The 21862-nt window shown below is 66.1% G+C and carries 15 protein-coding genes; 7 read left to right on the top strand and 8 right to left on the bottom strand.

The features are described 5' to 3' along the window. Positions 1 to 94 precede the first annotated feature (94 nt). Positions 95 to 277 carry a thioredoxin domain-containing protein gene (locus Poly30_RS28220; RefSeq protein WP_419191059.1) on the bottom strand — a complete coding sequence of 61 codons (183 nt, stop codon included), beginning with the start codon at positions 275 to 277 and terminating at the stop codon, positions 95 to 97. Between the two features lie 27 nt (positions 278 to 304). Further along, positions 305 to 523 (bottom strand): hypothetical protein, encoded by a 219-nt coding sequence (locus tag Poly30_RS28215; RefSeq protein ID WP_419191058.1) that lies wholly within the window; start codon positions 521 to 523, stop codon positions 305 to 307. Between the two features lie 96 nt (positions 524 to 619). On the opposite strand from Poly30_RS28215, the gene Poly30_RS28210 reads away from it, so the two are divergent. From Poly30_RS28210 to Poly30_RS06850, 4 genes are all read left to right on the top strand, one after another. Further along, entirely contained in the window at positions 620 to 1546 is a 927-nt protein-coding gene (locus Poly30_RS28210) for a potassium channel family protein (RefSeq protein WP_419191057.1), read from the top strand. 198 nt (positions 1547 to 1744) lie between these two features. Then, positions 1745 to 3718: a zinc-dependent metalloprotease family protein gene (locus Poly30_RS06860; protein WP_145195604.1), complete on the top strand. Its 1974-nt coding sequence runs from the start codon at positions 1745 to 1747 to the stop codon at positions 3716 to 3718. Positions 3719 to 4345: 627 nt separating this feature from the next. Further along, entirely contained in the window at positions 4346 to 4882 is a 537-nt protein-coding gene (locus tag Poly30_RS06855; protein WP_145195602.1) for a hypothetical protein, read from the top strand. A 66-nt stretch (positions 4883 to 4948) separates the two neighbouring features. After that, on the top strand, positions 4949 to 5854 hold the full coding sequence (locus Poly30_RS06850; protein WP_145195600.1) for a LysR substrate-binding domain-containing protein: 906 nt from the start codon (positions 4949 to 4951) through the stop codon (positions 5852 to 5854). Here the strand turns inward: Poly30_RS06850 and Poly30_RS06845 are convergent. Both Poly30_RS06845 and Poly30_RS06840 read right to left on the bottom strand, forming a co-directional pair. Next, the gene (locus tag Poly30_RS06845; protein WP_145195598.1) at positions 5844 to 7700 is read right to left on the bottom strand and encodes a CRTAC1 family protein; all 1857 of its coding nucleotides are present in this window, start codon (positions 7698 to 7700) and stop codon (positions 5844 to 5846) included. The two genes, Poly30_RS06850 and Poly30_RS06845, sit on opposite strands and share 11 nt — an antisense overlap. Continuing rightward, positions 7697 to 10537: a tetratricopeptide repeat protein gene (locus Poly30_RS06840; protein ID WP_419191056.1), complete on the bottom strand. Its 2841-nt coding sequence runs from the start codon at positions 10535 to 10537 to the stop codon at positions 7697 to 7699. Before Poly30_RS06840 ends, Poly30_RS06845 begins: the two co-directional genes overlap by 4 nt. A 175-nt stretch (positions 10538 to 10712) precedes the next feature. On the opposite strand from Poly30_RS06840, the gene Poly30_RS06835 reads away from it, so the two are divergent. Both Poly30_RS06835 and Poly30_RS06830 read left to right on the top strand, forming a co-directional pair. After that, positions 10713 to 11924, top strand: a complete 1212-nt coding sequence (locus Poly30_RS06835; RefSeq protein ID WP_419191055.1) for a kynureninase/PvdN C-terminal domain-containing protein — start codon at positions 10713 to 10715, stop codon at positions 11922 to 11924. A 212-nt stretch (positions 11925 to 12136) separates the two neighbouring features. Further along, positions 12137 to 13765, top strand: a complete 1629-nt coding sequence (locus Poly30_RS06830) for a TROVE domain-containing protein (protein ID WP_419191054.1) — start codon at positions 12137 to 12139, stop codon at positions 13763 to 13765. 127 nt (positions 13766 to 13892) lie between these two features. Here the strand turns inward: Poly30_RS06830 and Poly30_RS06825 are convergent, their stop codons facing one another. From Poly30_RS06825 to Poly30_RS06810, 4 genes are read right to left on the bottom strand one after another with little or no spacing between them, the layout of a single operon-like run. Next, positions 13893 to 14324, bottom strand: coding sequence for a hypothetical protein (locus Poly30_RS06825; protein ID WP_145195596.1), 432 nt, complete (start codon positions 14322 to 14324; stop codon positions 13893 to 13895). Between the two features lie 59 nt (positions 14325 to 14383). Continuing rightward, positions 14384 to 16468 (bottom strand): alpha-glucan family phosphorylase, encoded by a 2085-nt coding sequence (gene glgP / locus Poly30_RS06820; RefSeq protein WP_145195594.1) that lies wholly within the window; start codon positions 16466 to 16468, stop codon positions 14384 to 14386. Further along, the gene (locus Poly30_RS06815; protein WP_419191053.1) at positions 16465 to 17868 is read right to left on the bottom strand and encodes a 4-alpha-glucanotransferase; all 1404 of its coding nucleotides are present in this window, start codon (positions 17866 to 17868) and stop codon (positions 16465 to 16467) included. Before Poly30_RS06815 ends, glgP begins: the two co-directional genes overlap by 4 nt. A gap of 48 nt (positions 17869 to 17916) precedes the next feature. Beyond that, the gene (locus tag Poly30_RS06810) at positions 17917 to 20304 is read right to left on the bottom strand and encodes an alpha-amylase family glycosyl hydrolase (protein WP_145195590.1); all 2388 of its coding nucleotides are present in this window, start codon (positions 20302 to 20304) and stop codon (positions 17917 to 17919) included. Between the two features lie 302 nt (positions 20305 to 20606). Here Poly30_RS06810 and Poly30_RS06805 point away from each other — a divergent pair, with 302 nt between their 5' ends. Continuing rightward, positions 20607 to 21809, top strand: coding sequence for a hypothetical protein (locus Poly30_RS06805; protein WP_419191052.1), 1203 nt, complete (start codon positions 20607 to 20609; stop codon positions 21807 to 21809). Positions 21810 to 21862: the final 53 nt, after the last annotated feature.

Below are 21862 nucleotides of genomic sequence, written 5' to 3'. Positions count from 1 at the left end.
CGTTCCGCCTGCTCGCGCGGGTGCCGTGGCCTCGGAGCAGGCATCGCGATGGTCGAGCTCGGAGCCGTCTCGATCTTCCATGCCTCCTCGATCTTCAAAGGGAGTTCAAGGCAGCGGTGACCGCCGGGGTGCCGTCCGCGACCCGATCCGTGCCCCGGAAGAGCACGAGGTGAGGGATGCTCCGGATTTGAAACTGGTCGCCCGCTTCCGAGCCGCGGCGCGGCAGCTCGATCTTGCGGATGCGGAGGTCGCTGCGTGTGTTTGCGAAGGTCTCCAACTGAGCCTGCATGGGACCGCAGCTGGGTCACCAGTCCGCGCCGAACAGGAGGACGGTGTAGGCGCCGCCCGGATCGAGGTGCTGGGCAAGCACGACCTTCTCCCCCTCCGAGATCACCGCGAACTTCGCGTCACTCGGCCCGATTCCTGTCGCGCTCTTGGTGGGAGACTGCGCCTTCGAGACCAGGGCGGCTCCGAACGCGAGCACGCTGGCCATCGAGACTCCCGCGATGATTTTCAGCCACATGCCCGGTACATCGGTCTTCGCTTCGGGCGATCTGGAGCGGATCGGCGAGGGGGTCCGGGGATCGAAACGAAGCGGGACAGAGGGCAGAATGACAGGATGCAGCCACCTCCCCCTGCCGCGTCCCCGATGCCCCTGCGGCGGCGGGTCCACTTCATCCTCGAGGTCGACCGGTTCGGAGATCGGATCAGCCGACTCGTGGACAAGGCCCTCGTCGCCTTGATCGTCCTCAACGTCCTGGCGGCGATCCTCCAGACCGATGCGTCGATCTACGAGCGGGCGCCGCGGGCCTTCGAGCTGTTCGAACTGGCCTCGATGGTGATCTTCGGCCTGGAATACGGCCTGCGCGTCTGGTCCTGCGTCGAGGATCACGCCTTCGCGGGCGCGCTGAACGGACGACTCCGGTTCGCGGTTCAGCCGATGATGTTGCTCGATCTCGTCGTGCTGGTCCTCCCGTTCTATCTCGACCTGAGACCGCTTCGCATCCTGAGACTCCTCCGGCTCGGCCGGTACTCCCCGCGTCTCCGCCTTTTCGCGCGCGTCATCCGCGACAAGCGGGACGAGCTCTTCGTGGGGCTGTTCGTCGCCGTGGTGCTGCTGGTCGCCTGTTCGACGGCGATGTACTACGTCGAAGGGCCCGAAAAGCCCGGCTTTCAATCCATTCCCCAGACCATGTGGTGGGGCGTGGCGACCCTCACGACCGTTGGATACGGCGATGTGTACCCGGAAACCGGCCTCGGCAAGATCCTGGGTGCGATGGTGGCCCTGCTCGGGGTCGGAATCTTCGCGCTGCCCGCAGGCATCCTCGCCAGCGGCTTTTCTGACGCACTGAGTCGAGAAAACGCCGTACGCGCGGACGAGATGCGGGGGAAGAGCGGGCCCTCGGCCACCCAGAGCGCCGCGCTGGCAGCCATCGCAGGGCACGCTCACGGCACCACGGCGAACACGGGGGGAACCTGTCCGACCTGCGGCACGTCCCTTTCAGAGATCCTCATTCCGCCTTCTGCACCTCCGCGAGATCCCTGAAACAGCACCGTGGCCCCTCTGGTCAGGTCCTGGAGGGCCTCGTGAAGACGCGACGGCGCTCAGCCGCGTAGGCTTGGGTGAGCCTCCTGTTCGGCCCGCAAGGTCCCAGGTGGCGCCCACCGACGCGAATGGCGCTGGCGGGCCTCTCAAAACGGACGGTGCCCCAGCGGTTCCTGCCCGAGACCTCAAACGAATTCCATGCTTCCGATCCTCTCCTCTCTCGCGCTTCTCGCAGCCCCCCAGGCGGTTCCGCCCGTGGGCAGCCTGCAGCAGCTCGACGTTCCAACCGCTGCCACTGGTACCGTGACCATCGCGGTCGAACTCGACGGCGAATTCGCCCAGCTCGTCCTGGAGCGCCACTCCCTCCGGGCCGCTGACTTCAAGCTCTTTGCGACCCGCCCCGATGGAACGCCGGTCGAGATGCCGGCTCCGATTCCGAACACCTGGCGGGGCTACATCGAAGGCCGGACAGACAGCCTGGTCACGGCCTCTATCACGTCGGAGGGCCTCAGCGCCATCGCCTCCGATTACGGCAGCGAGGTCGAGTGGCAGATCCAGCCGGCCGAGGGCTTCGACGCCGACGTCTACTCCGTGGCGCGCCTGACCGAAATCGATTCGCCCACGGGCATCTGCGGCGTGCCGAACGGCCCGTTGACCATCACGCCCGGCCTGAACGGCCAGCCCGGCACGAGCAGCTCCTTCCTCGGCACGGGCCTCCAGCTCACGGAGATCGCTCTCGACGCGGACTTCGAGATGTTCCAGCGGAACGGCAACAGCGTCAGCGCCACGGTCGATGACCTCGAGCGCGTCATGAACCGCGTCGACACGATCTACACCCGCGACGTCGACGTCACGTTCCAGATCACCGCGCTGGTCGTTCGCTCCAGTTCGAACGACCCGTATTCGACGAACGATGCCGGAACGGTCCTCGACCAGTTCAGGAACCATTGGAACGCCAACTTCGTCGGCGTTCGCAAGGATACGGCGCACCTCTTCACCGGTCGGAGCATGAACGGCAGCGTGATCGGCCTCGCCTATGTGGGTGTGATTTGCAACAGTTCGACGGGCTATGGCCTCTCCGAGTCGCGTTTCACCAACAACATTGGCGCACGAACGGGCCTCACGGCCCACGAGATCGGCCACAACTTCAACGCGTCCCACTGTGACGGCAACGGTGATTGCCGGATCATGTGCTCGGGCCTCGGCGGCTGCCAGGGCGACGTCACTCGCTTTGGCAATCCGAGCGCCAACGGCATCCGGAACTATGCGATCAGCCGCAACTGCTTGCTCGATCTTTCGCCCGCGCTGGCACTGCCCGTTTTCGACGACGTCGAAGGCGGACTGAACCGTGACATCTGGATCAGCCAGCAGGGCGTTTCCGCCTCGACGGCCGCCGTCGGCGAGCCGTCCGGCACGCAGTCCCTGGAGATGGATGCACTCAACGCATCCCCCGAACTCGACGATGTGCTGATCTCCAACTACATCCTGCTCGGAAGCGTGCCCCAGGCATTCGTCAGCTTCGAGTCGCAGCACCGCGGCGTTCCGATCGGCGGCCAGCTGGTCCTCGAGATCTACGATAGCTCGCGCGACTGGATCGAACTGGCGCGACTTTCGTCGGACGGAATCGACCAGAACACCTTCGAGTCGACGACCGTGATGGTCCCCGCAGCAGGCCTGCACGACAAAGCGCAGCTCCGCTTCCGCACCGAGGTCAACGGCACCTCCGAGAACTGGTTCATCGACGATATCCGTGTGGCCGACATGGGCTGCGGCAGCATCACGAACTACTGCGTCGCAGGTCCCAACTCCGTTTCGGCGCTCGGCGGCACGCTCCAGGGCTTCGGCTCGACCAGCATCGCTGCCAACGACCTCCTGATCGTCGGCTTCAGCCTTCCGCCGAGCAGCTTCGGTATCTGGCTCTATGCCGAGAATCAGATCCAGAACCCCCTGGGCGACGGATTCCTCTGCGTCAGCGGCCAGCAAATCTTCCGCGTTTCGATCGCGCAGACGAACCTGTTCGGTGAGAACAGCCTGGCCCTCGACCAGAACAACCTGGCAGCCGGTAGCGTGATCAACCCCGGCGACACGTTCAACTTCCAGGTCTGGTACCGCGACACGACGAGCGCGGGCTACAACCTGAGCGACGCACTTTCGGTCGTGTTCTGCCCGTGATCGTCTGAGAGCGAGCGTTTGGGCCGCCGTCGCGACGGTCCCATTCGAAGCCGGGCGCGTGCACTTGCGGTGCGCGCGCCCGGCTTCTTTCATTCGCGCCGTGGAATGACCGTCCCAGAGATGGGAATCGCCAGGTAGAGACCCAGGTGAAGAAGAAAGAGGCGCGAAAAATGCGCCGCCCTATCTGCAAAATAGATCCGTGGAGCGAATCACTGAATTCAAGCGTCACAGAAGTTCGAGCCTTCGCAGTCGGCGGGCGGAACGCCCCCAGGGAGCGTCAACCCTCGCCGACTTGGGCACAGGTGTGAATCGCGCGTGCGTGGAATCAGCGTACAGATCGCCCGATTGTCCGCGTGCTGCGAGGCCGCGGCGAAGTCGCTTGCTTGACGAATTCGCGATCGCCTGAAAGGCTGTAGTTCTCCCAGGGTCAACGAGACATTTGCTGATCCCATTATTCCCTCCTGCCAGTATCGAGGAATCATGAGCGACGCTGCTGACGACACCGCACATGTCAGAGATGAATCCGAATGGGATTCATCAGGTAGCGCTTCGAAGGTGGGCGAGCCCGGAGCTACCGGCCACGCCCCTCCAGCATCCGCTGCCCCGAGAGATGCGCTTCTTCAGCTATTGAGGCTGGGTCCCGACACGGTGATCGACCAGCTCTGCGAGGGCCGCCCGCGGGACTTCCGCGGCGAGTGCAAGCTGCACGTCGCGGACAGCGCTTACTTCATCGAGGACGGGCGAGTGGCCGCTCGCGTGATCGCGACGCTCGCCACCCTGGCGTGCGACCTTCCGACTGGAGAGCGGCTCCAGGAGCTCGCCGAGCAGCTCGAGACGATCGTCGAGGAATCGACCGCAGCGATTCTGGAAGAGGGTGCGCTGGCACGCGAGTACGCTCCTGGCGGCGGGGCTCCCAAGGGCGCCGCCACCTGCAAGCTGACGGGACGGATCGGACTCGTCCTCGGTCTGGACGAGGACGGCGCCCACGCGATGATCGACGTGCTCAACGCCTTCGACTTCGAGGATCGCCACGTGCTCTATCACTGCATCGTCGAGGGCCTCACGCCCGAGCAGTACGCTCGGAAGTTCGATGATGACGCGCGGGTCGTCACGGTCATGCTCCGCAACGTGGCCGCCATGGCCATTGACGGCAGGAGCGGCTGATCGAGCCGGGCGGGAATGTCATAGGATGGTGGCCCGAGAACACTCCAAGTGCCCCGCCACCCAACCATGGAACGACCGTCCATCCGACAGCTCGAGTACTTCGTCGCCGTCGCCGAGCATCTGAACTTCCGCGAGGCTGCGGCGTCCTGCCATGTCACGCAGCCCGCGCTGAGCACCCAGCTCCAGCAGCTGGAAGCCCTCCTCGGCGTCCAGCTCTTCGAACGCGACACGCGGCGGGTCGTGGCCACTGCGGCGGGAGTCGCGCTCGCCCGCGAGGCGCATGCGGTGCTGCAAGCCACGGATCGCCTGCTGGACGCGGCGAGGGCGTCGGGAAAGCCCCTGACCGGACGACTCCGCATGGGCGCGATTCCCACGGTGGCGCCCTACATCCTTCCGCTCGTTGTCAAAGCCGTGCGCAGCCAGTACCCGGAGCTCATCTTGCTGCTGACCGAGGACCAGACGGACCGACTGGTGGCCAGCCTCCACGCGGGCGACCTCGACATCTTGCTTCTGGCGCTCGACGTCGACCTGCACGGTGCGACGGAGAAACAGCTCTTCAGCGATCCGTTCGTCCTCGCCTGCCACAAGGATCACCCGCTCGCCAGCAAGGACGCCCTGGAAGAATCCGACCTCGACGGCCAGACGGTTCTCCTGCTGGAGGATGGGCACTGCCTGCGAAGCCACGCCCTGCCGATCTGCAAGGCCTCCGGCATGGTCGAGTACGCGGACTTCCGCGCGACGAGCCTCGGCACGCTCCTGCAGATGGTCACCTCGGGCATCGGAATCACGCTGATTCCCGAGATGGCCGTCGAGCAAGAGCAGCAGCGCAACCCGGATGTCGTCTTCCGGCCATTCGACGAGGGCGGCCCTTCCCGTCGAATCGGGCTCTCCTGGCGCAAGAGTTCGGCCCGTACGGCCGAGTTCGAAGCCCTCGGAGAGACGATCCAGGGCGCCTTTCTGGCTACTTCTTGACGGTCAGCGTGCCGTCGACCGAGCCGAGCGCATCGACCACCTGCTCGGAGCCGTCCGGCCAGCGCACGAGCAGGCTCAAGGTCGCGGGCGTCTCGGCTCCGAGGCCGAAGGTCATCGGCAGTTCGGACTGCGAGAGATAGCTCCGGGTCGGCGTGATCTTGCGGCGCAGAGCCCCGTGGGGAGTCGTGAGTTCCAGCGTCGCGCCGATCGCATCGGGGTTCATGCCGGGCTGCTGGAGCCGGACGCGCAGCCAGTGTCGGCCGAGCGCCTGGTCGTTGCGCAGAAGCACGGGCGCCCGTCCGACCTGCATCATCAAGACGTCGAGATCGCCATCGAGGTCGATGTCCGCGTAGGCCGAGCCGCGCCCGACGAGCTTCCTGGAGAGATCGCCGGCAGTCGCAGGCGGGACCTCCACGAAGCAGGACCGCTGGTCGGGACCCTGGTTCCAGAAGAGCTGAGGTGGCTGTTCGTACTCCTGGCTCGCCTGGTTCTCGCTGATCGTCTCCTCGAGGTGGCCGTTGACCTGGAGCAGGTCGAGGCGGCCGTCGAGGTCGTAGTCGAAGAAGAACATGCCGAAGGAGAGGCGCAGGCGGCTCGGCGAGCCGATTCCCTCTCCGATCGCATCATCGGAGAACCTGAGCTTCGAGGGATGCTTGACGAACAGCGATGACATCTCGTTGGCGAAGTTGCCGATGCAAACGCCGAACGATCCGTCGCCTCGGAAGTCGCCGATGTCGATTCCCATGGCACCCGTGGCGCCGCCGTTGCGGTCGTAGCCGAACCCGGTGCCAGCGCCGGACTCCTCGAACGTGCCGTCTCCGTTGTTCAGAAAGAGGTGGTTCTGAACGGTGTCATTGGCGACGAAGATGTCCTCGTCACCGTCACCATCGATGTCGCGGAAGGCCACTCCGAGCGCCTTGCCCATGGGCTCGCCGGTCGCGGAGTTGCGGACCTGGATGCCCGCCGTCTCGGAGACGTCGGTGAAGCGGCCGCCGCCCTCATTGCGATAGAGGCTCGAGAACGTCCCGCCGTAGTTCATCGGCGGCCCGTACGCAGGGTCCTTGCCGTTGAGGGAGTAGGCCACCTCCTGATCGATCTCCCGGGACCAGCGAACGTAGCTGCACACGAAGAGATCCAGGTCCTCGTCCCCATCCATGTCGAAGAAGCCGGCGCTCGTGGTCCATGCGGCGCCATCACCGGCGAGACCAGAAGAGGCCGTGGCGTCCACGAACTTGCCTGCTCCCTGGTTCAGGTAGAGCCGATTGCCGCCGATCCCCGTGGTGAAGACGTCGATCCAGCCGTTGCCGTCGATATCGGCCACGGCCACGCCCATCCCGAAGGTCCCCCCCTCGAGGCCCGATCCTTCGGTCATGTCGGTGAAGTGCCCGGCGCCGTCGTTGGCGTAGAGCCGGTTCCCCGGGACGCGCGCGCCGTCCTCCAGGTGAGGCCATGTGCGCCCGTTCACCAGGAAGAGGTCCTCGTCCCCGTCGCGGTCATAGTCGAAGAAGGCGCAGCCGCCCCCCATCGTCTCCGGCAGGAGCTTGTCGGCGGTCGCTCCGTTCTCGTGAACGAAGTCGATGCCCGCCTCCGAGGTGACATCGGTGAAGCGCACCTCCGGCAGGGTCTCCACGTCCGTCTCGACATCCTTGATGACGCCGACCTCCTTCTCCTTGACGATCTCCTCGGGTTCCTTCTCGCGATTCAGAAGAATCAGCGCGCCGATCCCCACGCCGATGATCGCGAAAGCAAGGAGCGAGCGATTGAAGGCCTTCCCGATGATGGCGTCGTCGCCAGCGTCGTGGTCCGCCTCGGGATCCGTCGGATGATGGGGCTCGGTCTTGGTCACTGATCGCTCTCTGGGATGTAGGCGTCTCGGGGCAGCTCGTAGGCGCCGTCACGCTGGAGTTCGTAGATCACCACCGCCTCGGCGGCAAGGTTCGCCGCAGGATAGCGACGTCTCGCCTCGGCGATCGCGACATCTCCCGCGTTGTCGTCCACGCGGTATTTTTCGTGGGCGGCGGCGTGGATCCGGGAATTCTCGTCGTCCCCGAGCTCCTCGTAGACCAGCTGAAGGTTGTAGTGAGCCGCCGCGTACTCGGGGTCGAGCTCCAGCGCCTTCTCCAGCCACTCGATCGACTCGCGGAGCATCGCCTCGCGAGCCGCAGCGTTCTTCTCCCCGCGCTCCTGACGCGCGCGCTGATAGATCGTCTCACCCAGCTCGGTCAGCACGCGCCAGTCCTTGGAGAAGTCGAAGCCCCGGCCGACCGCCTGGGCGAAGCCCCCATCGACGATCTGTCGGTAGTTGGCGATCGCCTCGTCGAGGTTGCCGTTCTGCTTGTTCAGGTTGCCCGTGAACCAGAGGACCGACCACTCGTTGGCTGGCGGGTCGAAGTCACGGGCGCGGCGCAGCGCGTCCGGCGCCTCCTTGCCGATACGGCCCTCGGCCAGGTACACGCGCGCGAGGTTCAGGGGCCCGTCGGGACGACCAAGTTCCTCCACGCGCTGGAAGGCCTCTTCCGCCTGGCGGAGCTGACGACCGCCGGACTTGCGCAGTAGCGCGATGCCGTAGTCGTTCCAGCGCTGCCACAGCGGGATGGTGACCTCGGCGTTCGCCACCGGGCTGGAAGTCCTGGCCCCCGCGATCGGGAACGTGATGGAGTCCTGCGCCAGCTCGAGGATCGGGAGATCGTTCCTGTGATCTTTGTCCCCCGTCACGAACTGCATGTAGTGCGCGTTGAACTTGCGGTAGCGCAGCGCCACATCGAGCGTGAAGCTCTCCGAGGCATCCGGAGGCACGGTGAATCGATAGTGCACGACGTCCGCGGCGCCGGGCGGGATCTGATGGTTGTAGAGCGGCGTGAAGATGTCTTCCGCGTTGCGCTCGTTGATATGGAACCCGTTCCGGTCGAGCACGAACGAGTTGATGAAGTGCGAGTAGGGATCCACCGAACCGTCCACGTCGCGCATGCCGCCGCTGCGGCCCACGATCTCCTCGCCTTCGCGAGCGATGGCGCTGACCCAGACCTCGTTCGAGTCGCTCGTTCCCTGGGTGAACATGTGCCCCATCTTGACCGTTCGGACGACCACCTCGGCGAGGTAGGTCTTGCCGGGCTCGAGCGCGGGGACTTCAGGGCGCAGGGGCGCCGTCAGCGGCCCGCTGACGGAGCCCCCTTCGCGAATCCCGAAGATGTCGAGGCGCATGACGCCTTCGTTGAAGGCACGGTGGGCCTCGACGGCGCTCTCTGCCTGGGCGGTGGTGATGAGGCCCGCCTCGGCCGCGATCGTGGGGACCGCCGTGTTGGCCGAGGGGAAGAGGTGATCGAGCGTCTTGGTGATCCCGCTGTCGTCGCGGACGCGCGCCGAGAAGTCCTCCGACGGCATCGTCGGCATATGGCATCCGTTGCAGTTCTCTTCCGCCTTGGGCGGATAGTAGAAGCTGGAGATACCGTGACCCGACACGCCCGAGAGCAGGAACGGATCCTGGTGGTTCTGGCCGCGTAGCCACTTGTAGCCGTTCAGCTCCTCGGGCAGGTGCACCTTGTGGCACGTGCCGCAGAACTCGGTCGTCTTGTGGATCGGCTTGAGGAACGTCTTCTTGTGGAAGTCGGGCTTGGCCTTGACGAGCTGCTCGTTGATCCAGCTCAGCATGCCATTGTCGGAGAAGGCGAACGGGTAGTGGATCGGCGTGTCGATCGTGTAGTCCGCGTTGCCGCGGGGGGAGTTGATCGCGCTGATGGCGTGGCACGCGGTGCAGGTGATCCCGGCGATGGCGGTGGGATCGTTGCGCATGTCGTAGTCAGGGTCGCTGAACTTGCCGCTGAAGAACGGGACGAGGTCGTGGCAGCCCGCGCAGAAGCGCGACGCGTTGACGTTGCCGTCGCGCGCCATGGAGAAGTCGCGCGTTCCCTTGACCGCCGCCAGATAGGGCTCGTTGTTGAAGGACGAGAGGTGGTGCGCGCTGGCGATCCAGCTCTCGTGCACGTCCTCGTGGCACTTCCGGCAGTAGCCGTCGTTCTGAAGGATGTGCTCGGGGATGAAGTCGCCGCTGACGGTGCGGGCGAGGGATGGGAAGAAGTACTGAACACCGGCTTCGTTGCCGACTTCGTTCCACTTGCGCGGATCCTGGACCTGAAGGATGACCATGAGCCCCGCGAACGCGCCCGCGACGGCGGTCCAGCGCATGCCGACCTTCCAGTTGATCTTCTTGCCCGCGAGCCTGTGGAGGACGAAGAGCCAGGCGCAGGCGAGGGGCAGGATGACGTGCGCCCAGTAGGAGACCGAGCGGACCGCGGGGTCCTTGACCACGAGGACGCCCTCGATCCGCGTCAGCACGATGCCCGTGATGAGCAGGAGGATGGCCGCCCCGAAGAGACCGTAACCCACCCGGACCGCACGTTTGTTGCGACGGGTCCGCGCCTTCTTCATGTGCGCGAACCCGAAGACGATCACCGGGATCACGATGATGGCCCCGAGCACGAGGTGCGCCAGGAACATGTAGAGGTAGAAGAGGTTCTCGTAGCTCTCTCCTCGCCACCAGCCGACCGCGCGAATGGCGACCAGGTACACCGCGTTGACGGAGAGAAGGGCGAAGAGTCCGAAGACGACGGCGAGCAGCTTGCTGAGCCGGGGGCCGACGGCGGGCACGTAGGCCGGTCGCGAGCGAGAGGGTGTGGAGTCAGTCACGGTTGGATCGGTAGGAGCTATGGGCGCAGCCTATTATGCGACCGGGTCCCCGCTCCAGGGTGTTCGGCCCGAAGGGTTCGGGCGGACTCCCTGCGTCGGATGGGCGCGGCGAGGATACGGCTGGAGCTCGTCGGAGTTGGAGCATCGAGCCGCCTCTCCGGTTAGTCTCATCGGCGTGACGATCCTCGATGCCACCCCATTGTTTTCGCGAGCTCTGCAATCCGAGCCCGAACGCCTCCATTTCACGGCCCATAGCCACCATCTGTGGCCGGACGCCACCCGGGCAGCCCAGGAACGGGCATGGCAAGACGCCGCGGAACTCGCAGACGAGAAGTGGGCCCGCATCTTCGGAGAGGTCTACCCCACGACCCAACGGCATATCGCCCGGGTCCTGAACGTGCCCGATCCGGGACAGATCGCCTTCTCGGCCAACACCCACGACCTGCTCGTGAGACTGATGTCGGGACTCGAGGGCTGGGATGCGTCCGGGGGTGGAGGGAAGCCGCTGCGCGTCCTCTCCACCGACTCCGAGTTCCACAGCTTCAGCCGCCAGATGCGACGTTTCCGCGAGAGCGGGCGCGTTCATTGGGACACGGTGGCCGCCGAGCCGTTCGAGACGTTCCCGGAGCGCTTCCGGGAGGCGGCGCAGGCGGCCTCCTACGACCTGGTGTTCTCGAGCCACGTCTTCTTTTCCTCCGGCTACGTCTTCGACGAGGTCTTCGAGATCCTCGGCGATCTTCCCGAGAAAACGACGTGCGTGGTCGATGGGTACCACGGGTTCTTCGCCGTCGATACGAACTTCGGCCCATACGCCGAGCGCCTCTACTACATGTCGGGCGGCTACAAGTACGCGATGAGCGGTGAGGGCGTCTGCTTCCTCGTGGCGCCGCCGGGCCGTGAGCTGCGTCCCGAGATCACGGGCTGGTTCGCGGGATTCGATTCGCTCGCCGAGGCCCAAGAAGAACGCGTCGGCTACGACGGCGGAGGCAATCGATTCATGGGCGCGACGTTCGAGCCGACGCCGATGTACCGCTTCAACGCGGTGTGCGAAACGCTCCTCGAGGCTGGATTCGACGTGGCCAGCGTCCACGCCCACTGCGAGGCGCTGCAGGATCGATTCCTCGACGCCGTGGCGGCAGGGGACGCGGGCGACCTTCGGATCGATCAGCTCATGCCCGCCCGTGAGACCGGAGAGTCGCGCCGCCGCCGAGGACGCTTTCTGACGTTTCGCCGAGCCGACGCCCAGGAACGGCAGCAGGCTCTCTTGGCGAAGAGAGTCATCACGGACGCGCGCGGCGACCGACTGCGCTTCGGCTTCGGGCTCTATCACACGGCAGCGGACGTCGATCGGCTCACGGAGAGGCTTCGGGGCTATCCCCTGGGATAATCGTGGATCCGGGGGGATCGAGTCTGCCCGGCCGCTCGCATAGACAGCCTGACTCGCCGCCTGCGCCTACTGGCCGTAAGCCTTTACCCCTCAGGGGCTTAGGGAGATCACGCGAACAAGAACGAGCTGATTGGCACGGCGGTCGCTCTGGTCGACCGTGCGGCGGGCCGAAGGGCACGGGTTATCGCTATCCTCGAAAAACCCCCGTGTCCATGGACTTGCCCGCCGCACGCCTCGCTTGCCCGCTCCCGGAGGAGCCCGAGCCGACCATGCGCCATCTGATCCAGCACCTTCTTCGCACGCCGCAGACCGAGCCGCTTCCCGGTGAGGCCCAGGTGCGAAACCACGCGGGTGGTTTCGTGTATGCAGCGGACCTCTGGACGCGCCTCGAGCGCTTCCTGATCCTCGGTTCCGACGGCGGGACGTACTACGTGTCGGAGCGCGAGCTCACGATCGACAGCGCCCAGGTCGTCCTGGAGGCGCTGGCCGAGAACCCGGAGCGCGCGGTCGCGCTGATCGCGTCGATCTCCCAGGCGGGACGGGCGCCGTCGAACCGCGCCGCGTTGTTCGCGCTGGCGCTGGCGTTCTGCGAGCCCAGGGCGGTGCCCGCGGCGCGCGGAAGCTTCACGGCCGTGGTCCGCACGGGTACGCATCTCTTCGAGTTCCTGACCGCGGTACGAGGACTGCGCGGCTTCGGCCGTGCGCTCCGAGGTGCGGTCGCGGACTGGTACGTGACGAAGCCGGTCGAGCAGCTAGGGTATCAGCTGGTGAAGTATCGTCAGCGGTCGGGCTGGACCCACCGCGACGCGCTGCGACTGGCGCACCCGAAGAACGAGGAGCGCAACGCGCTGTTCGCCTGGGCCGCTGGCAAGGCCGAAGCCCCGTCCGAAGCCGAGGCGGTACTTCCGCCGATCGTGCGCGGGTTCGCCGAAGCCCAGACGGCGGTGACGGAGCGTATCCCGGCCCTCGTCCGTGAGTACGGTCTGACCCACGAGATGCTGCCGCCACACGCGCTGAAGGACCCGCTGGTCCTGCGAGCGCTCGCCGAGGCGATGCCGCTGGGTGCGCTGGTGCGATTCCTCGGCCGTCTGTCGGCGGCTGGCGTCCTGAAGCGCGGCAACCAGCTCGAGCGTGACGTCGTGGCTCGCCTGAAGAGCGCGCGAGCGATCCACCGCGCGCGACTCCATCCCATGGCGATCCTGGTGGCCCAACGCACGTACGCGTCGGGCCACGGCGATCGCGGTTCGCTCACGTGGGCGGTGTCGCCTGCGATCGTGGACGCGATGAACGTCGCGTTCCGCAAGGCGTTCTCCGACGTGGAGCCAACGGGTCAGCGCATCCTCGCGGCCGTGGACGTGTCAGGTTCGATGAATTCACCCTGCGCGGGCTCCCGCTCGCTCTCCTGCAAGGAGGGAGCCCTGGCGATGGCCATGATCACCGCTTCCACGGAGCGCAGCACGCTCCTGAAGGCGTTCAGCCATCAATTCATGGATCTCCCGATCGACCCGACCGAGTCGCTGCAAACCGCGATGCAGCGCCTCGCAGGAATACCCTTCGGAGCCACGGACTGCGCCCTACCGATGCAATGGGCCGAGGCCCACGGCGTCCCGATCGACGCGTTCGTGATCCTGACGGACAACGAGACCTGGTACGGCAAAACCCACCCGATGGAAGCCCTGCGATCCTACCGAAGGGCGACCAACCTCCCGGCCCGCCTGATCGTCGTCGCGATGACGGGAACCCGCTTCTCGATCGCAGACCCCACGGACCCCCTGACCCTGGACGTGGTGGGCTTCGACGCCAACACCCCATCAACCATCAGCCACTTCCTCCGCCCCTGACCCGACACAAACGGACCAGGTGCATCCGTTCCGATACAAACGGACCAGGTCCGTCCGTTCCGGAACGGACGGACCTGGTCCGTTTGTATCGGAACGGATGCACCTGGTCCGTTTGTGTCGGATTCGGTTATTCGAGGGCGATGAGGGCCGACTCGAGGGTGGGTTCGGGGAGAAGGCCTGCGGTGATTGGGGGGAGGTGGGTTTGGAGGGACGCGAGGTTCGTCAAGGCCTCGCCCAGGTCCGTCTCCAGCACGATCTTGTCGTTGCCCTCCTCCGGATCGTTCAGGAGGGACAGGCTCAGGTAGGTTCGCAGGGTTGGGAGCTGGAAGACGTACTCGGCCTTGCTGGTGGCTACCACCAGGCCCACCCGGAAGCCCTTGCCCAGGCCCGTTGCTCCCGGAGAGAGAGGGCGAGGGGCTGTGTCCTGCTCCGCGTCGTACTTTCTGATGATCAGGAGGGCCGTCGCCTCGGGGTTCGTCGCCGCCAGGTGGTAGCTGGACGAGAACTCCCGGATCGCTGCCTTGTCGGCGCGAGCCAGGAGCTCTACTGGATTGCTCATTTCCCATCCGTTCATGCCAGAAAGGATAGGGGCCGGGTCACGGCAGGGACAGCCTGGCGTCAGGCCAGGTACGCGTTCTTCACGTAGTCCCCCACCATCCGGTGGGTATTGAACTTGCCCGGGATCGAGACCAGCGAGTGGCGCGCGCGCTCCAGCCACTCCTGCGGCAAGCCGTCCTTGTCGCGGGTGTAGAAGAGGGGCACGAGGTCCTTCTCCAGGACCTCCACGAGCGCCTTCGCGTCGTACGTATCCTGCTTCTCCCGACTCTCGAACTCATTCTCGTCGCCGATCACCCAGCCGTTCTTGCCGTCGTAGCCCTCCGGCCACCACCCGTCCAGGATCGATGCGTTCAGCCCGCCGTGCAGCGGCGGCTTCATCCCGCTCGTCCCGCTCGCCTCGTTCGGGCGGACCGGGTTGTTGAGCCACACGTCGCACCCGCTGGTGAGCATCCGCCCCACCTGCATGTCGTACTCCTCGATCAACGCCACGCGGCCGCGGAAACCAGACTTCTTGGTCTCCTCGTAGATGATCTTCGCCAGCTCCTGCCCGCCCTCGTCGCGCGGGTGCGCCTTGCCGGCGAAGATGAGCTGCACCGGGCGATCTTCGTGGTTGAGGAGCGCCGACAGGCGCTTCGCCTCCTTGAAGATCAGCGGCGCGCGCTTGTAGGTCGCGAAACGGCGCGCGAAGCCGAGCGTCAGCGCGTCCTCGTCGAGCATCCGCCACGCCTCGGCCACCGCCGCCGTTCCGTCGCCACGACGCTCCGCCTGGCGAGCCAGCCGCGTCCGCATGAAGTGAACGAGCCGCGCCCGAAGCGTCTTCCGCAGCTCCCACAGGACCTCCAGCGGAATCTTCTCGGCGTCCTTCCATGGGTTGTCGTCCGGCCCCATCGAGTTCCACTTCGGTTTGATGTACTTCGCGTACATCGCGTCGGCCTCCGCCGCCAGCCACGTCCGCGCGTGCACGCCGTTGGTCACGTGACCGATCGGCACCTCGTCCGCCGTCTCCGCGCCGTAGACCTTCATCCACATCTCGCGGCTGATCTTCCCGTGCAGCTCGGCCACACCGTTCACCTTGTGCGCCGTGTTGAGCCCGAGCACCGTCATGCAGAACGGCTCCTTCTTGTCGCCCGGCACCTCGCGGGCCATGTCCGCGAACTTCTCCGCCGACAGCCCGAGCGCCTTCAGGTGCGTCTTCAGGTACTTCGCCACGTCCTTCGCACCGTAGCGGTCGTGCCCCGCCGGCACCGGCGTGTGCGTCGTGAACACGGTCGAGGCCTTCACCTCCGCCAGCGCCTTCTCGAGCGAACGCCCCTTCGCCATCAGCCCGCGCATGCGCTCGACCGAAGCAAACGCCGCGTGGCCCTCGTTCAGGTGAATGACCGTGGGCTTCTCCTTCACCGCCGCCAGCGCGAGGATCCCGCCGACGCCGAGGAGCACCTGCTGGCGCAAGCGGAGATCCGGCTCGCCCTTGTATAGACCCTCCGTCAGCTCCCGGTGCGCCTTCGGCTCCCCGTCGATATCGGCATCGAGCAGGTACAGCGCCACGCGCCCGACCTGCTGCTTCCAGATCTTCGCTCGCACGAGCTTCCCGCCGAGCGGACACTCGATCTCCTTGCCGGTATCGACGATCGGAAGGTCCGCGAAGTTCACCTTCGGGTAGAGCACCCTCGTCGTCCCATCGTCGCGCAGCTCTTGGATATAGTAGCCGTGGCGATAGAGCAACCCGACGCCCACGAAGGGCACACCGAGATCGGACGCCGACTTGACGTGATCGCCCGCGAGCACGCCGAGGCCGCCCGAGTACTGCTGAAGGCTCTCGTGGATCGCGAACTCGCTGCAGAAGTACGCCACCTTCAGGTCGGACGCCTTCTTGGCCATCGATCGCTCGAACCAGGTCTTCGCTCCGTAGTAGGCCTCGCTCGCCTTCTCGGCGGCGTCCAGCAGCGATGCGAACTTCGGATCTTCGGCACAGGCCTCGAGTCGCGCCTCGGGCACCCGGCGCAGCGTTTCCAGCGGTGCATGGTTCGTCGCCTCCCACTGCAGGGGATCGATGGCGGCGAAGAGTGACTGGGCGGCCGGACACCAGGTCCAGCGGAGGTCGAGGGCCAGCGCGTGAATGCGCTTCTGAAGAGCTTTCGGAGTCATGGAGCCAACCTGTCGGTTGCGTCGAGAAGTTCGTGGAGTCTGCGGGCACGCGCGGCCGAGAGGTCCGCGCGCGAGGCGCGCCAGACCCAGTTGCCGGTCGCGGTTCCGGGAGTGTTCGTTCGAGTGGCCCGGCCGAGGCCGAGCAGGTCTTGTAGCTGGACGATCGCCGTGTGCGCGCGCGTCCCGAAGGCGGTGCGATACATGGTGGAAGCGACCGTCTTGCCCTCGCCTGCGGTCGCGATGCGGAAGCGCTTCTTGGTCTGGGCATCGAGCCCGCGCCACCACCCCACGCACGTATCGTTGTCGTGGGTAGCAGGGTAGACGATCGAGTTCTCCGGAGCGGCATGCGGAGCGTGGAATGAGTGCGGCGAGAACCCCCACTGCAGCACCCGCATCCCCGGTAGCCCGTAGGCATCCCGCAGCGCCAGCACCTCGTCCGTCACGGATCCGAGGTCCTCGGCGATCAGCGGCAGGCTCCCGATCTCCTCGCGGATCGCGTCGAGGATCTCCTCCCCGGGCGTGTTCGCCCAGAAGCCCTCCCGGGCGTTCTCCGCGTCGCCCTGGACCTCCCAGGCGTTCCGGAACCCGATGAAGTGGTCCACCCGGACCACGTCGAAGAGGTCGAGTTGACGCCGCATCCGCGCCCGCCACCACCCGTAGCCCTCGGCCCGATGGGCGTCCCAGTCGTAGTGCGGATGCCCCCAGAGCTGCCCGTCCGCGTTCATCGCGTCCGGCGGACAGCCCGTCAGCACCGCCGGCGCCCCGTCCGGCCTCAGGCGGAACAGCTCGGGCCTCGTCGCCACGTCCACCGAGTCCCGGCCCACGAAGATCGGCGCGTCCCCGATCAGGCGAACGCCCCGCTCCGTCGCGTAGGCCCGCAGCGCGTCCCACTGGCGCTGGAACTCGAATTGCAGGAACCGCTCGCGCAGCTCCTGGTCCGCGTCGGTCTTCGCCAGAGGCCGCACGGCCCACGCCTCGAGCCAGTGCGCCTCGCGCTCGCAGAACTGCTTGTAGGCGGCCGTCCGGCGCCGCCCTTTCCAGGCCGTGAACGCGCGCTCGAGGAGCGGCTCCTTGAACTGCCGCATCTCGACGTACTTGACGTTGCCGCTGCGCAGGTCGCGCGCGCCGCTCAGATCGCCCGACTCCAGCAGTCCGTCCTCAGAGAGGCGCTCCAACGACAGGTACAGGGCCTCACCGGCGAACGCGGAGCTCGACGCATAGGGCGAGTTCCCGGGCCCGATCGGCCCCACCGGCAGCATCTGCCACCAGGTCACTCCAGCGGACTCCAGCCAGTCGACGAAGCGGTACGCCTCGGGCCCGAGGTCGCCGATCCCGTGGCGCGACGGCAGCGCAGAGAGCGGCAAGAGCACGCCCGCGGCGCGGGGAAAATGAAACGACACGTCACCCATGGGTTGTCTCCGACGAAGCCCTTCGAATCGCCCGACGGGCTACTCGAGCACCCACACGCAGCCGGAAATCGGCTCCACGCGGATCCATTTTGGCGCCTCGGGCGAGTTGGACGCCTCGCCGAATGCGAGGCTCCAGGCCCGGGGTCCGGACGCCGGCAGGTCGAACGATACCACGTCTTCCGACGCATTCAGCGCCACGAGCACGGTCGCCTCGCCGGGCGCCTCGCGCTGGAAGACCCAGAGGTCGTGTTCGTCGTCGGTGAGGATCGTCCGGAACGTACCGGTGCGCAGCGCCGGATAGCGGCTGCGAAGCGCGACCGCGCCCTTGTAGAACGCGAAGTGGTCGTCGTCGAACCAGACCTCGTCCGAGTTGTCGACCGGGCCCAGGTCCTTCCAGAGCATCGGCTGGCGGTTCGTCGGATCGTCCGCGCCCCACATGCCCACCTCGTCGCCGTAGTAGATCATCGGCGCGCCGATGTACGTCATCTGCAGGAGCGCGATGAGCCTCTGGCGCTGGAACGCCTCGGGCGCGGGCCGCCCGCAGTGATAGTGAGGATTCCGCTGCATCGTATTGCTGCGGTCGTACGGCAGGTCCGGGTTCGCGATCATCTGGGCGACGCGATCGGTATCGTGGCTATCCACGAGGTTCATGAGCGCGGCGCCCATCTCGTCGGGATAGGCCAGCCGAATCTCCAGCAGCCGGCGATCGAGCTCCGAGGCCGAAATCTTCTTCTCGCGGTTCGCGACCCAGGCGATCACCGGCTCGGCGAAGCGGTAGTTCATCACCGCGTCGAAGTGCTTGCCCGTCAGCCACTCATCCGCGCGGTCCCAGATCTCGCCCGTGATGTAGGCGTCCGGATTGATCGACTTGACGAGTTCGCGCCATTCGGCCCAGAATTCGGGCGCGAGCTCCATCGGCACGTCGAGGCGCCATCCGTCGATGCCGTCGGACGGATCGCCGTCGCCGTCCGGATCCATCCAGCGCCGCGTGACCGCGAACACGTGATCCTTCACCGCCTGGCTCCGGAACCCGGTCTCGGTCTTCGCGAAGACCGGCAGCTCCCCGAACCCGGCCCAGCCCGCGTACTCGAAGGGCTCCCACGACTTGATCTTGAACCAGTCGACGTAGGGTGACGCCTGGCGCTTTTCCTGGACGTCCTTGAACGCGGGGTGCCGCACGCCGACGTGGTTGAACACCGCGTCGATGATGACGCGAAGCCCGCGCGATTTGCACGTCTTCAGAAAGTCGAGGAACAGGCGGTCGGACGGCGTCCACGTCCAGGTCGACGGGTCGCCGACCTTCTCGTTCTTGGTCGTTTCGAGGTAGTCCTCGCCCGCACCGAGCTGCGTATCGATGTGGCGGAAGTCGGTGGCGTTGTACTTGTGAGGACCTTCGGCCTGGAAGACCGGGTTCAGGTAGATGGCGTTGACACCGAGCTCGACCAGATGGTCGAGGCGACTCTCGATCCCCTTGAGGTCGCCGCCGTACATGCGCTGGTAGACGAAGAACTCCCAGAAGGTCTGGCCGTCCTTGCCCTCGAACTCGGCGGGCTCGTACCACGCGCTCTTCCAGTCGCGCACGTACGGCGGATCGTTCGACGGATCTCCGTTGCAAAAGCGCTCGGGGAAGATCTGGTACCAGGTGGCCTCCTTCGCCCAATCAGGCGTCTCGGTGCGCGGCATCGCCGAAGGAGCCACCTTCCGCAGGCGCGGATCGGCCGAAAGCTCGTTCAGTTCGGTGAACGCAAACGCATACTCGATCTCCGCGCGTTCCGCGGAATCCCAGTAGCGTTCCGAAAGCTCGACCTGGACGTCCCAGTACTGAAAGGGGTGCGGCGACGTGATGGGCTCCATCGGGAACTCGCCGAGGTCGCGGATCAGGAGCTTGACCCCCGCCACGTCCCTGGCCAGCGTGCGATAGCGGAAGCGCAGCTTGGTCGCCCCGACCCGATGGAGGTAGAGCGGCTTCTTCGGGTCATGCTCCAGCGCCTCGGTCGTGATCCGGCCATCGCCGACCTCTCCACTCAGCGCCTCAGGTCGCCCGAGCGCGCCGAGATGCAGGATCGAGTTGTGCGATTCGAATCCGTCGTCCTCGCCTTCGGTGTTCTCCGGATCCGGCATCCAGACATGGCCATCGACGCAGAACTTATAGCGATAGGACCCGCTCGCAAGTTCCAGGTCGACCCGCCAGCGCCCGTCGCTGGTTCGCTCCATCGGATGGCTCTCGGAGCTCCAGTGATTGAAGTCTCCGGCCAGATGACAGGTCTCTCCCTCGACGCTCGCCGAGACGGTGACGTCCCAGATCCCGGGCTCCCGGCCCGGCACGGCGGACACCGAGGGCGGTAGCTGGCCGACGGAACCCGGGCTGACCTCGACGGGTTCAATGCCGTGCCACGGCTTGGATTGGGCGAATGCGGAGGGCGTCATATAGGGGGCGAGATTCAAAAGCGCGGGCCCCGGGCGTGCGAACCGGGATCACGGACGCGCCAAGATATAGAGCCCATCGGTCATTCCCCCCCTCCACTTGACGAACCTTGAGGCGGGAAACCCGATTCTGCGGCCGCCGGGGGCCCCAGGCGACCTCCTGAAGCCTGCCGCCGCGCCCGCGCCTGCGTCCATTTGTCCAGCGGGAGCCTTGATCGGATCTTGACGTCCGCAGGCGCGCCGACCGGGTGACATGTCGCCTCTCCACCTCGGAAATCCCCATCCGTCCGCGTGACGGTCCATGGATGTTTGAAATCAATGCCTGGGCAGCTATCGGATTCGTCCTCGCCGCCTACGCGGTCGTCGGGAACGACGCGCTGCAGACCCTCGGCACCTTCATCACCTCGAACGGTCGGCTGCACTGGTCGGTCCTCTTCGGCTTCGCGGCGCTGATTCTCGTCGCGACGTTCACCTACGGCTACTGCCAGAGCTACGGCGAACTCGTGGATGCGAGCGGCCAGGTCCTGAGCGGCGTCGGCGACCCGTCCTTCGGCAGACTCGACAACGTCAAGAAGTACCCTGTGTTCGATGTGCAGTGGTACCACACGGTTCCGGCGCTCGGTCTCCTGATCCTGACGCGCTTCGGCGTGCCGGTGTCCACGAGCTTCATGGTGCTGGCGGTCTTCGCGAGCATCGAAGGGCTCACGAGCATGATCAAGAAGTCGCTCCTGGGCTACGGGCTGGCCTTCGCGCTCGGCCTGGGGCTGTACCTGATCCTCGCCAAGACCGTCGAAAAGCACTTCTCCGCCAACGGCCACGCCCAGAACCGCAAGCGCTGGGTGCTGCTCCAGTGGACGTCGACGACGTGGCTCTGGTCGGTCTGGCTGATGCAGGACTTCGCGAACATCTTCGTGTTCCTGCCGCGCCAGCTCCAGCCCATGGAAGCGATCGCCGGCCTCGCCGTGATCCTGGTGCTCCTCGCCATCACCTTCGCGAACCGCGGCGGCCCGGTCCAGAAGGTGCTGAAGTCGAAGACCTCCGTGACGGACATCCGCTCGGCCACGATCATCGACTTCCTCTTCGCGGGCCTCCTCTACTACTTCAAGGAGCGGAGCAAGATCCCGATGTCGACGACCTGGGTCTTCCTCGGCCTCATCGCGGGCCGCGAGTACGCGTTCGCGATGATGGGCCGGAAGACGACGCTGCTGAACGTCTCTCGAATCGCCCTCTCGGACCTGGCCAAGGCCACGATCGGACTCGTCGTTTCCATCGACATGGCCCGTGGACTGCCCTGGATCGCGGAGGGCCTGGAGGGCGGCGCCGGGGCCTTCGCCCTCGTGAGCCTCCACGGCGGAAACAGCTCGACCCTCGCGTTCCTCGTGGCGAGCAATGCGCTCCTGATCCCCTGCGGCCTCTTCCTGATGCGACCGAGCCGGATGCAGACCTGGGTCCTGGCAGGCTCGATGGCGACGGCAGCCGTCGCCTTCCTCGGTATCGCGATCCGCTAATCCCCTGAATGAACCCCTGAAGCTCGAAATGGAGCACGCAGGACCCAACTGCG

Source organism: Saltatorellus ferox (genome assembly GCA_007751475.1).
Taxonomy (GTDB): Bacteria; Planctomycetota; UBA1135; order UBA1135.
The sequence above is the reverse complement of the archived record's forward strand: the minus strand, read 5'-3'. Positions and strand labels throughout refer to the sequence as shown.